Origin of the sequence: Oligoflexus tunisiensis (assembly GCF_001748245.1) — a bacterium.
GTDB lineage: Bacteria > Bdellovibrionota_B > Oligoflexia > Oligoflexales > Oligoflexaceae > Oligoflexus > Oligoflexus tunisiensis.
Map to the genome: position 1 here is coordinate 7,087,382 of NZ_BDFO01000001.1, position 13,568 is coordinate 7,100,949.

General features: G+C 55.3%; 14 protein-coding genes. 6 read left to right on the forward strand and 8 right to left on the reverse strand.

Annotated elements, in window-relative coordinates; all coding sequences use genetic code 11:
* Positions 1-4 precede the first annotated feature (4 nt).
* Genes OLTU_RS29475 through OLTU_RS29495 form a run of 5 tightly spaced genes read right to left on the reverse strand, consistent with a single transcriptional unit; the run spans position 5 to position 6,407 of the window.
* Positions 5-829: a 23S rRNA (guanosine(2251)-2'-O)-methyltransferase RlmB gene (locus OLTU_RS29475; protein WP_141736301.1), complete on the reverse strand. Its 825-nt coding sequence runs from the start codon at positions 827-829 to the stop codon at positions 5-7.
* The gene (locus OLTU_RS29480) at positions 826-2,067 is read right to left on the reverse strand and encodes a DUF4388 domain-containing protein (RefSeq protein ID WP_141736302.1); all 1,242 of its coding nucleotides are present in this window, start codon (positions 2,065-2,067) and stop codon (positions 826-828) included. Before OLTU_RS29480 ends, OLTU_RS29475 begins: the two co-directional genes overlap by 4 nt.
* 5 nt (positions 2,068-2,072) lie before the next feature.
* Complete coding sequence (locus OLTU_RS29485) at positions 2,073-3,458, reverse strand: sigma-54-dependent transcriptional regulator (RefSeq protein ID WP_218110350.1); 1,386 nt, start codon at positions 3,456-3,458, stop codon at positions 2,073-2,075.
* On the reverse strand, positions 3,451-5,748 hold the full coding sequence (locus OLTU_RS29490) for a sensor histidine kinase (protein WP_141736303.1): 2,298 nt from the start codon (positions 5,746-5,748) through the stop codon (positions 3,451-3,453). Before OLTU_RS29490 ends, OLTU_RS29485 begins: the two co-directional genes overlap by 8 nt.
* A gap of 17 nt (positions 5,749-5,765) precedes the next feature.
* The gene (locus OLTU_RS29495; protein WP_141736304.1) at positions 5,766-6,407 is read right to left on the reverse strand and encodes a M99 family metallo-carboxypeptidase C-terminal domain-containing protein; all 642 of its coding nucleotides are present in this window, start codon (positions 6,405-6,407) and stop codon (positions 5,766-5,768) included.
* 86 nt (positions 6,408-6,493) lie between these two features.
* Here OLTU_RS29495 and OLTU_RS29500 point away from each other — a divergent pair, with 86 nt between their 5' ends.
* Both OLTU_RS29500 and tadA read left to right on the forward strand, forming a co-directional pair.
* Positions 6,494-7,390, forward strand: a complete 897-nt coding sequence (locus tag OLTU_RS29500) for a tyrosine-type recombinase/integrase (RefSeq protein ID WP_141736305.1) — start codon at positions 6,494-6,496, stop codon at positions 7,388-7,390.
* A complete protein-coding gene (gene tadA, locus OLTU_RS29505) occupies positions 7,387-7,923 on the forward strand; it encodes a tRNA adenosine(34) deaminase TadA (RefSeq protein WP_141736306.1) in 537 nt (178 codons plus the stop codon). The genes OLTU_RS29500 and tadA overlap by 4 nt, the downstream gene beginning before the upstream one ends.
* On the opposite strand, the gene OLTU_RS29510 is transcribed toward tadA, so the two are convergent.
* Positions 7,819-8,418 (reverse strand): protein-methionine-sulfoxide reductase heme-binding subunit MsrQ, encoded by a 600-nt coding sequence (locus tag OLTU_RS29510; protein WP_141736307.1) that lies wholly within the window; start codon positions 8,416-8,418, stop codon positions 7,819-7,821. The two genes, tadA and OLTU_RS29510, sit on opposite strands and share 105 nt — an antisense overlap.
* Before the next feature lie 67 nt (positions 8,419-8,485).
* Between OLTU_RS29510 and OLTU_RS29515 the strand changes: the two genes are divergently transcribed.
* Positions 8,486-8,848, forward strand: coding sequence for a hypothetical protein (locus tag OLTU_RS29515; protein WP_141736308.1), 363 nt, complete (start codon positions 8,486-8,488; stop codon positions 8,846-8,848).
* Between the two features lie 55 nt (positions 8,849-8,903).
* Here the strand turns inward: OLTU_RS29515 and OLTU_RS29520 are convergent, their stop codons facing one another.
* The gene (locus OLTU_RS29520) at positions 8,904-9,437 is read right to left on the reverse strand and encodes a peptidylprolyl isomerase (RefSeq protein ID WP_141736309.1); all 534 of its coding nucleotides are present in this window, start codon (positions 9,435-9,437) and stop codon (positions 8,904-8,906) included.
* A 76-nt stretch (positions 9,438-9,513) separates the two neighbouring features.
* Between OLTU_RS29520 and OLTU_RS29525 the strand changes: the two genes are divergently transcribed.
* From OLTU_RS29525 to OLTU_RS29535, 3 genes are all read left to right on the forward strand, one after another.
* Positions 9,514-10,692, forward strand: a complete 1,179-nt coding sequence (locus OLTU_RS29525) for a THUMP domain-containing class I SAM-dependent RNA methyltransferase (RefSeq protein ID WP_176737074.1) — start codon at positions 9,514-9,516, stop codon at positions 10,690-10,692.
* 231 nt (positions 10,693-10,923) lie between these two features.
* On the forward strand, positions 10,924-11,532 hold the full coding sequence (locus OLTU_RS29530; protein WP_141736311.1) for a hypothetical protein: 609 nt from the start codon (positions 10,924-10,926) through the stop codon (positions 11,530-11,532).
* 312 nt (positions 11,533-11,844) lie between these two features.
* A complete protein-coding gene (locus tag OLTU_RS29535) occupies positions 11,845-12,705 on the forward strand; it encodes a hypothetical protein (RefSeq protein WP_141736312.1) in 861 nt (286 codons plus the stop codon).
* Between the two features lie 89 nt (positions 12,706-12,794).
* Here the strand turns inward: OLTU_RS29535 and OLTU_RS29540 are convergent, their stop codons facing one another.
* Positions 12,795-13,526, reverse strand: a complete 732-nt coding sequence (locus tag OLTU_RS29540; protein ID WP_141736313.1) for a hypothetical protein — start codon at positions 13,524-13,526, stop codon at positions 12,795-12,797.
* Between the last annotated feature and the right edge of the window lie 42 nt (positions 13,527-13,568).

Here is a 13,568-nt window from a genome sequence, read left to right on the forward strand (position 1 = left end):
AAAGCTACCCCTGCGGGAGAATTTTGCCAGAGGCCGAGAAAGCGCGCAGCGCGTGTATAAGAATACCAGCAGCGACCGATACATTCAGCGATTCCAGCTTTCCGCCGTATGAAGGAATGGAAAGCTTGAAATCACTTTTGCTCAAGATCTGGGTCGAAACGCCTTTGTCCTCAGCGCCGAGCACAAGCACAAGCTTTTCATATCGGGTCGGCATGTGATCAACGGGCGTTCCCACCATGTCAGCCGCTGCGATCCAGTAGCCACAGTCTTTAAGAGCCAGCAGCGTGCGACCGAGGTTGGTAACTTCGGTGGGACTCACGGTCGCAAAAGCTCCCTGAGCCGTGCCCAGTGTCGCCGACGTGATCGGCGCCTGGCGATCCTTCGGCATGAGAAGTGTGGAAAGCCCGAAAAAAGCCGCTGTTCGCGCGATGGCTCCCAGGTTTCGGGTATCGGTGACGTGATCGCAGGCAATGATCAGATCTTCCGACCGGGTGGCAGCTTCGCGCAGAAGCTGCTCCTCATCTTTATATTGGACTGTAACCTGAGCCGCGAAGCCGGTTTCCATCTCCTGGTCCACTTCACAGGCCAGAGCCACGCCATGATCCGCGAGCAACTGCTGCAGGCGTTTCGTTTCCCGCGCGGCATGAAAGATCTTCTGCAGCGCAGTCGGCCGGGAACGCAGGTATTCCTCAAGGGCAGACCAATTGTTGATGAAGAGCCCTTCCCGTCCTGTCTGATGGGAACGGCGTGCCTTTTGACCTTCGCGTTCGGGGCGCTGGGGCGCCCGCGCTTTCTGCTCTGGGGGACGATGCTTTGATGTTTTTTTCACGTGACCAAATTTTGAAAGGAGCGCTTCAGCTCCCAGCCTTTGCCGCTGGGCAGGAGGTCACCGATCACCTGCAGAAGGAAGAGGATAAGACCTTGCATCTGATTGGCCATCACTTCAGCCTGGCGCGCGCTCGTTCGTGCCTTGGTAAAGATGCTCACGATCGCCTCCGGGGCTATCGTGCCGTTCTGCAGGACAAAGACCGGGGAACGTCTGAAGCTATACTGCTGATCCAGGAAGAGTTCAATGTCGAGAACGGGAAATTCCAGACCTTCCGCCGTAAAAGCCTTTTTGGCACCGTCAATGATCAGGTGATAGGCGTCGATCAGACTCCTGATCTGTTTGACGGCAGCGCCAGTGTCCAGAGTCCGGGTCGAGGTATCATAGCCCTCGATGCGGATGATGTGATGATTCAAAAGGTCGAAGAGGGCGCAGAGACTGTTTGCCTCTGTCAATTTCGAATGCTCCAGGAAACCTTCGATCGAGGGGTGGGCATTCACCAGCTCCACCGTGTCGCCGATAAAGGTGCCGGGTTTGGCGCCGATGCGTTCCAGCACAAAATCCACGGCAGCCATCTTGCAGCTATTATCGAGCCGCAGACGAAACTGGCGATAAAGGTCGGCATAACCCAGGCAATCATCGATCAATGTAACCGTCGGCTCGTCAATCGCCACCGCGGTCGGCGAGAGATGCTGGCCCGGCTCGAGCTGAACATAGACATGATCATACAGAAACGTAGATTGAAAGATGCTGGTCACCTGCAGCTTCAGGGCATCCCAGAGTTGCGAACTGCTGAAGACGCGACTTTCCAAAAGCACCCGCCCGAATTTGGTCGTGCGATTCACCTGCACGGCGGCTTCGGTCAGTTGATCGAGGGTGATCTGCCCGGCCCGATAAATGACTTCACCCAGACGATCATCAATAAGATTCGAGGCGGCAAAAACCAGCTCACCACTGCGAAAATAAAGCCGCTTCACACTGTCGCCGAGATCCACCGACATCAGTCCATCAAACTTTTGAGCGACGAGGCCATAGAGGAGCGAAACAAAAACCGCATGACTGAGACGGCCGGCTCCCGCCTGATCCCCACGCATGGCCAGGGCCGCGGCTTCGCTTTCCACCAAAAGACGCTGACGACCGATGGCCCGCACCTGCCACGCCTGACCTTCGGCGAAGGCCGCGCTCTGAATTTGAAGAAGTCCCGAGCCTGCTTCGACAGTCACTCTTTGATCGGTCGGCATAATCTCTACCCTTTGCCTTTGGGCTCAATCCCGTAAAGTTTCATCTTGCGATGCAGGTTGCTGCGTTCGAGGCCGATAGCGTCGGCAGTCTTGGTGATATTCCATTGATTTTCTTCAAGCTTACCTAGAATGTAAGCTCTTTCAAAGTCTGTTTTTGCCTGCTTCAGCGTACTGGCTGCGAGAAACTCCTGGCTCAAGGGATCCCCGGTTTTTTCACTCGACCCCAGAAGATCCCGCAGAAAATCGGCTTCAATTACTTCAGCATCCGACATGATGCAGGCGCGTTCAAGCAGGTTTTTCAGCTCACGGATGTTGCCGGGCCACGGGTATTCCCGCATGGCTTTTTGCGCTTCCGGGCTCAAAATCTTCTGTTTTTCCCCCAGTTCGTGGGCCATTTTCGTCAAAAAGTGCTGGGCCAGATCAAAGATATCATCCCCGCGTTCCCGCAAGGGCGGCAGGTGAAAAGGCACTACATTCAGGCGATAGTAAAGATCCTCACGGAATTGGCCGGTTTTGATCTGTTCTTTCAGGTCCTTGTTGGTGGCGGCGATCACCCGGACATCCACCGTGAGGGTTTCCGTACTGCCGACCCTTTCAAAGGCCTGTTCCTGCAGAATCCTTAATATTTTTGCCTGCGTGCGCAGCGACATATCGCCGATTTCATCCAGAAATAGCGTGCCCTGATGGGCCAGTTCAAACTTGCCTTTTTTCTGGGAGATGGCGTTGGTAAAGGCGCCTTTGGTGTGGCCGAAGAGTTCGGATTCAATGAGCTCCTCGGGAATCGCCGCACAGTTTACGGCCACAAAAGGTTTGGAGGCGCGCGAGCTTTTCTCATGGATATGCCGCGCCACCACTTCCTTGCCGGTTCCGTTTTCGCCGGTAATCAGGATCCACGCATTACGCGGCGCGACCATATTGATCTGGCGCTTGATCTGGGAAATCAGCGGCGAGTTGCCGATCATGTCGGGAACCGAGGAATGACGGCTTTTCTCATCCAGCTGCAGGCGGATCTGCCGGGCATGATCGAGCAAAGGGATCAGTTTATCCAGCGACAGCGGTTTTTCCAGATAATCAAAGGCACCGAGCTTGGTGGCCCGCACCGCGGTTTCAATGGTGCCATGGCCGCTCATGATGACGATGGGCGTCGTGGGATTCACCTGCCGCATTTTTTGCAGAGTTTCGATGCCATCCATTCCCGGCATCCAGACATCCAGCAGAACCAGATCCGGCTGCCTGCGGCTGTAAAGCTGGAGGCCCACCTTGCCGTTTTCGGCGGTCACCGACTGCCAGCCTTCATCTTCAAACACATCCGCCAGCGTTTTGCGGATACTCTCTTCATCATCAACAATCAAGGCGAGACAGGGTTCCCCGCTTTTCATGACTTCAGGCATGATGCCCCCTTTTCTGCTTGGCCTCGTGACAGGGCAACTCAATAATGATGACCGTACCTATCGGATGATTGTCGCCTATACGCAGATAGCCGCCGTGATCCGATACGATCTGGTTGACGATCGCCAGACCTAGTCCCGTTCCTTCCTTTTTGGTGGAAAAATACGGTTCCAGGACGCGTTGTTTCAGATGCTCCGGTATGCCGCAGCCATTGTCAGCAATCTCGACCCTTATGGTGTTATAGTCCTCGAGCAGTCGGCTGCGAAGCAAAATTACGCCTTTTTCCCGGTCCTCCGGTATCGAGGCAATGGAATTGGCAATGATATTCGTAAAGACCCGCAGCATCTGCTCCCGATCCAGGGGCACAAGGGGCAGCTGCCCCGAGAGACCTGATGTATCAAATTCGACGGTTGCATAGCTCATACTGTAGAGCCCGACCACATCCCGCAGGATGGCATTGACGTCCTCGGGCTTCGTCTTGATGGACGGCAGACGCGAGAACTTGGAGAACTCATTCACGAGATCCCGCAGGGCGTCCACTTCCGAGACGATGGTTTCAATACAGCTGACAAAGACTTCCTGATCGCGTCCCTGAAACTGTTCCCCGAAGCGTCGCAGGAGCCTTTGTGCACTGATCTTGATCGGGTTAATCGGATTTTTGATTTCATGCGCGATGCGCCGCGCCACTTCCCGCCAGGCCGCCACGCGCTGGGCCTTGACCTGCTCACTGGCGTCATCGATCACGACCACGATGCCCAGGTCCTCGCCGTTTTCATCGACGATATGCGTCCCGTCGGCGAGCAGCGTCAGATCCCGGCCGATGTCGGACAGGTCAATCTCCCCGCTGAAGGATCCATACTGCACGCGTTCGCGGATGGGTCGCCAGAGCGCTTCGTTCAATTCATCGCCCAGCACATCCTCGATGTGTTGACCCAGAGCTTCATCCGCGCGCACATTCAGGAGCCGCTCGGCGGCGCGATTCATCGAGGTGACCCGATCCTCGGCATCGACCGCAAAAACACCGGCTCCGATGTTGCTCAGAATCACTTCCATATACTTGCGGCGACGGTCCAGCTCCTCGTTGGTTTTTTCCAGCTGCCGGGTAAAGTCCACCACCTTGTTTTCATGATCCTTCAGATCGGCAATCATGCTGTTGAACGCCCGAAACAGCTGGCCTGTTTCATCATCCGACCGCACCTCAAGGGCCAGGGAGTAGTTCCCGACCGCCACCTCGCGCGTGGCCTCGGCCAGTCTCTGGATGGGGGCAATGATCCCGCGCGCGACGTAAAAACCGAGCCAGGTGGCGGAGAAGACGATGATCACGACCATCAGGACGAGCAGAATCACGTAGCTCAGGCGATTGAGCTCCGCGCTGGGTTTCAGACTGGCAAATTCCTCGATGATGGTCTCCACACTTTGCAGGATTTGCGTATCAAAGCGCTCCTCCAGCACCACCATTCCCAAAAGATCCCGGCCGTCCGGCGTGAAGATGGGCGCCACACCCCGCACCACATCCTGCCCTTCATCGGCGTCCACGATGGCCCGCGCGGTCAAACCTGGATGATCGCGAAAACGCTGCAGGGCATGCAGGATGAAACGCTGCTCACGCGCCGAAAGCGGGGCATTGTCATTCTCCTGATGCCAGGCCATGCGTCCGTCCCGATCATAGACCCGCACGTTGCCCACCCGAAATTCGCGGGAAAAACCCCGCAGCTTGCTGGCATTGATCTCATAGTAGGGATGCTTCGCATCGCCCAGATCCTGGCGAACGGGTTCCACGCGCTCCAAAGCCAGGCGGGCGAGACTCGCAAGACGACGCTGATCCCGATCGTAAACCATGGCGCCCGCCTCGCGGGTTCGATGCATGGTCGCCTCCACCCGCGTGGAAAACCAGGTTTCAAAGCTGTCGGTGAGAAAGCGGGTCGAGATATAAAAGAGCAGCGCGGTGGGTGCCACCGCAAAGAATACGAGGGCAATCACCAGCTTCGAACGCAGCTTGGAACCGATCACCCCGCGGCGTCGATCCAAAACGAGTTTCACAATATTGCGAAACAGCATGAAACTCAGGATCAGAATCAGAACGACGTTGACGTTGATCAGCCCAAAGTAAACCAGGGAATTCAGGAATTCCGGATGCCGCGACAGGTCACGGCTCAAATCAAAGAGCCGTCCTTCCAGACGCGAAAGGGCCACAAAGAGAGTCGTGACCAGGATCATGGCCACCAGTTCAAAGAGCCGTTTGCGTTCCTCGCGGGATCCTGCTCCCACCAATTTCAGCCAGCCAAGATCCACGCTTGAGCCACCCTTCCCTATTTCGCAACCGTATGCAGATACACTGAGGCAAAGGCATAGGAACGATACAGAAGACGCAATTCCACCTGACGGTTTGCGTCGCTTTTTATTTCCTTGAATTCCACGCGCACACTGGCGTCCACAACCGGACTGTTGGTCCTGACACTCACCACCTTGATGGGATCATCGGCCGCCATATCCACGACATCACCATCCTTGAGTTGGCGCTCAACACCTTTAACGTTCAGGGTCAGGGTCTGCAGCTCCGGCGTCAGCAGGGATACCAGGACCTCACCATGAACCTTCTGGCCCGTTCGGGTTTCGATCCGGTAAAGCGTGCCCGATTTATCGAGCGACCAGCCTTTTCCGAGCTCGCTCGTCGGAATCAGAATGCCGCGATCATCATCCTGCCAGCGCCGCGGCCCTTCGCCCCGATAGCCGACGAAATTGATGGTTTCCGCCCCCTTGGCCTGACCTTCGAGCACCGCATAGAGCAGAGTCAGGTCATCGCCGCGAATCAATTCCAGACGATCCTTGCGGCTGACATCCTTTTCTGAGTCATTAATGCGCACTCTGACGCGATCCAGTTTGGGAGTCACAACAGCCTCGACGGCGGCGGTGTGAAGCAGCAGAAGGGGCAGAAGATGCCAAAGTCTCATGGTTGTCAACGATCCCTCGCTCTGTTTAAATGAGGAAGACGCAACGATAACCCGTAGATTAACATAGCCAGGATACGAAAGTCCCCATGACCTCACATGATCCTGATCTTGTCGAACGATTCAGCGAGTCTCTGAAGGCCAAAAATCGGCAGCCAGCGACTGTGGAATCCTATTGTCGCGATGCCCAGGATTTTCTGCGGTTTTTGGAGAAAAGTCATCTGTCCCTCGACAAAGTCGAGCCGGAAACCCTCCTCTGGTTTCGCGACCATTTGCGGGATGCGGGCGGTGAGCGCGAAAATTCCGTGCGCCGCAAAGTGATCGGTGTTCGGCAGTTTTTCCGCTTTCTGGCCGATGAGCGGACGATACTTTCCTCACCCTTTGACATGATGCCGATACCCGAACGGGACGATTCGCTCGATGAAGGTCTCAGCGAAAGCCGTTTCCAGGCTCTGATCGATCAGGTGTCCGAGCCGGGCATCAAGAATCGGCGCGATCGCGCCATCCTGTATCTTTTGGCTTACGAAGGCTTGAAAGCCAGCGAAATCATCGATATTCAATGGCGAGATCTGATCGAGAGCAAACGCATTCAGACCCTTTCCGTTCCCGGTCTCAAGAGTCGCACCATTCAGCTGCAGGAAGCCACCAGCCAGGCGCTGAACGAGTATGCCGCGACCTTTCAGGCCTGGCTGCGGCATCAAAGTCCCGAAGCGCGGGAACGTTATCCCTGGATGTTTGTCGCGTTCAAAGGCAAGGAACTGCCTCTGGTTCTGCCGCGCATGACCCGGCATGGCCTGAAATTCATGCTGCATGAGCTGGGGGAGAAATTGGGACTGAAGCATCTGCACACGGAAACCTTGCGTCATCACGCGATGTGTTATCAACTCGCCATCGGCCGTGGCCCCGAGGATGTCATGCATCATCTCGGTTTGCGCCGCCTCGGCAATATCGGCAAGCATCTGGCCCAGTACCGGAACCAGCCATGACCCCACACGAGCGCGACACACAATGGATGCGCTTTGCGCAGTCACTGGCCGCACATGCCGCGGCCCTGGGTGAAGTGCCGGTCGGAGCGGTGATCGTTGCCGACGATCGCATCGTGGCCACCGGTTTCAATCTTCGGGAAACCACGCGGCAGGCCACTGCGCATGCGGAGCTCCTCGCCATCGAAGAGGCGAGCCGGGTCCGTGGCAACTGGCGCCTCAGCGACTGTGAACTCTACGTCACGCTCGAACCCTGCATCATGTGCGCTGGCGTTATCCATCAGGCCCGTTTGAAACGGGTGATCTTCGGCGCCTATGATCCCAAGGCCGGAGCGCTAGGCAGTCTTTATCAGATTCATGAGGATCAGCGCCTCAATCATCGTTATCCCGTGTCCGGGGGTTTTTTGCAGGCGGAATGCAGCGCCCAGCTCTCAGCTTTTTTTGCGGCGCGACGGCGGCAAAAACTTCTGGAGGCGCAGAATCAAGGGCTTCCAGCGCAGCAGAATCAAAAACCCGGTGATGACGAGAGCCCATGAGGCCTCCGCATAGGCTGTCTTGCGCGCCAGCATATAATGCAGCCCCACCAGAAGCACAGCAGGGAACACGAGCGCATGCAGCGTCTTCCATTTGCGCCCCAGTTTTTTCTGCGACCAAAGATTCGACGTCAAAGCCAGCGGAATAAGACAAGCGAGGGCGATCATTCCAAACCGGATATGAATCCGCTTGGTGAAATCATCGGCCAGTTCCCCCCAATCCCAGCCCTGATCGAGGGCCATATAAATCAGCGAATGAATCGCTCCATAAAAAAATCCCAGCAGCCCGAGGATTTTTTTCCAGGACTGCAGCGCCCGCCATTTTCCGAGCTGCACAAGCGGCCTGACGGCCAGGCTGCCCATGAGAAACCCCATGCCCCAAAGTCCTGTCAAATGCAGAACATCCGTGACCGGATTCGGCCCACTGCCGTGCACGGAAAACACGTAAATCAGCCAAAGAATCGGCAGCAGTCCGAGTGACCAACCGAAATATCGCATGAGGACTGCTCCTTCTTCTGGTAGATTCCCGAAGTTCTATCGATCTTGGAACTGTCAGGAGAAAATAATGTCTTACGATTTTTACAAAGTCATGCACTTCCTTGGGCTTTTCATGTTCTTCACCGCGCTCGGCGGGCAGTTCGTCCAGGCCATCAACGGCAATGATTCCAGGCAACAGCCGGGTCGTCGCTGGATGGGCATTTTCCACGGTATTGGTCTTCTGCTGGTGCTGGTGGCTGGTTTCGGACTATCGGCCAAACTCGGCGTCGGCTTTCCAGGATGGGTGATCGGCAAGATTGTGATCTGGGTGCTGCTCGGTGGCATCGGAGCTCTGGCCGCACGCAAGCGCTCGCTGGCTGGCATGCTGTGGGTTGCGACCATTGCGCTCGGCATGTGCGCTGCCTATCTCGCGCGGGTCAAACCCTTCTGAATGTGAGGGCCTTCCCAATGTGAGGCCGGCATCGGCCCCCATGGAAGAGATTGGATCACAGAGGTGTTTCCACCACTTCGGCCTTGGTGATCGTCACAGGGTCGATCGGACGATCCTGAGGTCCGGTCTTCACATCTCCGATCTTCTTGACGGTATCAAGACTTTCCTTGTCGGCGGTGCGGCCAAACACGGTGTATTGACCGTCGAGGTACGGCACCCGCTCCAAACAGATAAAGAATTGTGAACCGGCAGAATTGGGATCATTGGTTCGAGCCATGGAAAGAACGCCTGGCTCATGCGGACGATTGTTGAATTCGGCCGGAATGGTGTAACCCGGGCCGCCGATGCCCGAACCCTTGGGGCAGCCGCCCTGGATCATGAAGCCTTTGATGACACGGTGAAAGGTCAGCCCATCATAGAAACCGGCTTTGGTCAGCGAAATCAGGTTCTTCACATGGCCGGGAGCCACATCGGGAAAGAATTCCAGATGGATGGGGCCGTGATTAGTTGTCAGGTTGACTTGGTATCGGTTCTTGTTAAAGTCTATCGTCTTCTCGATATCTTTGACTTGCTGCTTCACATCTGTCATAAGCCATTCCTTTATACTAGTGCCCTCTGCAAAGAGGTGTTCAGAAATACCTGAATCCAGAGCGGGAGTAAATAACTTGAACGCTTCCTATATCGCGATCTGCTCGCAGGATATCATCGACGCCACGGCGCAGGAACTCGAAAGCCATGGCGCCAGCAAAGTCGAAAAAGGCTATAAAGCCGTCTACTTCGAGGCGGATCAGGAGCTGGCTTATCGTCTGCATCTCATGCTGCAAACGCCCAGTCGCATCCTGGAAGTTGTGCGCCGTGGAGGAGCTTCAAGTCTTGCAGTTGTTACCAATCAGGCCCGCAAGGTCAAGTGGGAAGAGTATTTCCGCCCTGATAGCACCTACCTCGTTGAAGGTGTTGCCGGTGATCGCGGTCCCAATGCGCCGACCGCAACGCTGATCAGCAAGTCCGTCCGGCTCGGCATTGAGGACGCCTTTCGCAAGATGGATCGACCTTTGCCCAAAGTTGATCTCAAGGATCCCAAAATAAAAGTCGTCGCCTTTTTGTTAGGCGGGGAATTAACCATCAGCGTGGATTCCTCGGGGAAATCCATGCACAAGCGCGGCTATCGCGGTGAAGGTCATCCGGCACCGATCAAGGAAAATCTTGCGGCCGGCCTTCTGCGGCTGGCCGGTTATGATGGAACGCAGAATCTCTACGATCCCATGTGCGGCAGCGGCACCATCGTGATTGAAGGCGCGTTCATGGCTTTGGAAAAGGCGCCGCTGATTCACCGGAAAAAGGGTCAGTTTGGCTTCGAAAATTTTGCGAAATTTGATGCCCAGCTCTGGCGCAAGGTCCAGGACTCCTGTCGCGCGGAACGATTGAGTGAGCCGAAAGCGGGACTCTTTGCCAGCGATATCAGTCGCAACTATATCGAGGCCGCCCGGGAAAATGCTCTGCGGGCGCGGGTGGAGAAATTTATTCAGTTTCGCAGCGGTTCCTTTTTTGATTTGAAACCGCCAGCGGAATCGGGACTTCTGATCAGCAACTTTCCTTATGGCGAGCGGATTGGCAAGCGCGATGAAGAGGAGCTGGTTCATTTTTATAAAAAGGTCGGTGATACTTTAAAGCAAAACTATGCAGGCTGGACCGCAGCTCTGCTCGTTGGCGAGGACACGCCCTACAAGTTTATCGGCCTGCGTCCGCGGCGAAAGATTCCGATCGATAACGGTGGCATCCCCTGTCGTCTCTTGATCTTCAATCTTTACGCAGGAAAAAAATACAGCCAGACGGAAGAAGACTAAACCTTCCCCCTAGTGATTCATACACAAAAAATTACAGCCGCCAGCCCTGGTTTGACAGCTTTCGACTGTTATTCCAGGGCTCTGGATGAATTGCTCGTACACAGAAATCGCCTAACCTGCCACGATCGCGGCGGAAAACCGACTCTTTTTTTTGTGTATAAAGACGGCTCCCGCAAAGACCGAACAGTACATTAACACTTAGCCATCAATGTGCACACAAGGGGGAGCAACGTGACAACGTTTTCGTCCATTTCCGTTCTGGCTTTCTGCAGCATCGTAGTGGCCTGCTCAGGCAGCCAATTCAAAAATGGTTCAACGCCGTCCGCCGACGGTACGGCAGCTCCCGAAACCGTGACTCAGGAAAACATTGATGCGACGGCAGACCAGTTTCCCGGCGTTATTCCCGACGAGCTCGGCGAGCCTGACTCTCCCGAAGCGCCCGCGGCCACACCCCTTGTGAAAGACGAGGACAAGACGGCGCTGGACGCCTGCATTCAACAGTGGGGCAAGACGCCCTTCACCCCGGAAGAAATCGCCAGGCCGAAGCTGGTGGAAATCAATGAAGGGGTGAACAACAATGCTGTGATTTATACGGATGATAAGGTTACCGAGAAGCCCGCTCTCTTTCTCGTCAACTTCAATATCAATGTCGGAAACAATGGACAGCTCGCGTTTTACAATCCGAAGGGCTGGTACTGCTTCAATGTCAAAGCCAAGGTCATCAATAATTTCATAATTAATGCGGCGTGCGACACGCAGGTGGCCATCGTTTCCAAGCAGGCTCAAAACGACAAGAACTTCACCATCGCGCGTGAGGAGCCCTGCCCGATCGCCCAGTAAGAATCGGGCGCTCCCTACACAGGAATCGAGGGTGCTCCAGGCTGACCGTCTGGAGCACCCTTGTTCATTTTACTTGGCGTTCCAGTGACTTACAAAAACTCCAATGGTCCTGCCATCTACACAAAATTTGTGAAGTTTCACTTCTTACCGCCGGGTAAATGGCAACCGGAAGACGGGAGAACCACAGTGCAAAAGCGGGAGAGCCAGGCCTTGGGGTCACGCCACCGAAGGGTATGATGTAGGTCTTGGAAGAGACCTTTGGAGGAGACGATTAAAAATAATAGATGACGTAGGGTCTGGAGGAGACATTCCATGAAACTTGGCTTTCAACATTTGGTTTGCCTGGGTTTACCCATTCTGCTTTATGCCTGTGGCAGCGATACTCCGTCCTTTGTGGAAAAGCCTGAGAGTATCATCACGTTGACTGTGGATGACGCTGCCGTCGATGATGATACTTTCGATATGGACGAACTGTTGAGCGACGAGGATGAAAGCCTGCCTGTGGACGATGCTGTTGCGGTAACCGCTGCAGAGTCAACGGAGGCTGGCGATGAATCCGCAGCTGATGACGGCAGAAGCCATGGAAATGGCAACGGCAACGGCCAGAAATCAAAAGACACACGGATCGCATCCAACGAAAACGACTCTCAGTCGGCAGATGCAACCCCAGTATCCAATACACCGGACTCCGGCAACGACACAGGCTCGTCCGACTCCACGCCTGACACGGCCTATGATGCCAAGGCTGTGGCGAAAGCCTGCCAGCCTTACTTCCGCGGCCTGAGCCAGAAGTTCAAGGTGGTGGACAGCATGGCCCTGTCCAGCCTGAGCGTGGCTCCCGGTACGGTGATTGCGTTCAAAGTGACAAGCAATCACTCGAGTCTCACCGTTCATCTGCCAGCTGGAAATGACCTGCCCGGTGTCTGCTTCTTTGTCAGCGGAAATCAGGCCACAGTGAGATTCTCCACCGCATCCACGGTCGAAGGCCTCGCCTATATCGCGGCAGGGAACCAGTCGAGTGGTGCGATTGAATTCCTTGGAGGCAGTCCTGCCCGTTCCCATATCGAACTCAAAGGCCATGAGGCGTCCTTGGACGTCCTGGGCCTTGACACCGATCTGTGCCAGGGAGCCGTCCTGAAAGGGACAGCTCCGCGGTTTCAATGTAATCCCTGATCACGTACGTCCCACGCTCGATGCAATAAAAAATCGGAATCCCTCTGGGATTCCGATTGTTCATTTTTGCACCACAACATTGATTGGCTTTAAGGCTTCACACAGCTCACGCTGGTGTGATTACAGGGATAAGTTCCTTCACCGGTCAACACAATGCCGGGCTGATTCCCATTGGCATCGACCTGAAGGTCTTCGATGACTCCGTCCTTGCTGACAGCGGCTTCAACCAGCGCCTGGTTGCCTCGCGCCTTGATAAAGATCTTCCCCACGGTCACGCCCACATCCATGGTCACGTGGCCCTGATTGCCGGTGACGAAGAGGCAGATGGCCGACAGCCGCGCACCAGGGGCATCCGCTGTCATCTTCAGGTTGACGAGATTGCGATTGCCAGTAACCTTCAAGGCAAAGGCGTCCTGAGGCGTCAGTGTAATCGACTTCTGCGAACCACTGACCTTCACGCGTTCCTTATTGATTCCGGCGTTCGCCGCACAGTCTCCAGCATCGGCATCCGTAGCCTGATCGTTTCCTTTAATCTTGTCAGGATCCTTGCCTTTGCCATTGCCTTTGCCGCTTCCCTTGGTGACATCATCGTCGGTGTTTCCCTTGGTGACATCATCGTCGGTGTCCGATCCTGATTCCTTGCCATCGGTCGTGTTTTCAACCGTGGTGGTCGGCGTGCCGGTGGCATCAGCCCCCTTGGGATCCACGACAGTGATTTCGTAGGTTTCTCCCGCACTTCTTTCTTCTTCAAATCTTCCTTTTTGGCAGGAGCTGGGCAATAGAGCCACCAGCCCCACAACCAACAATGGCCACGGTTTCATTGTATTCTCCAGTGTCTAGGCAATTCGAACCGTCTACAGCTA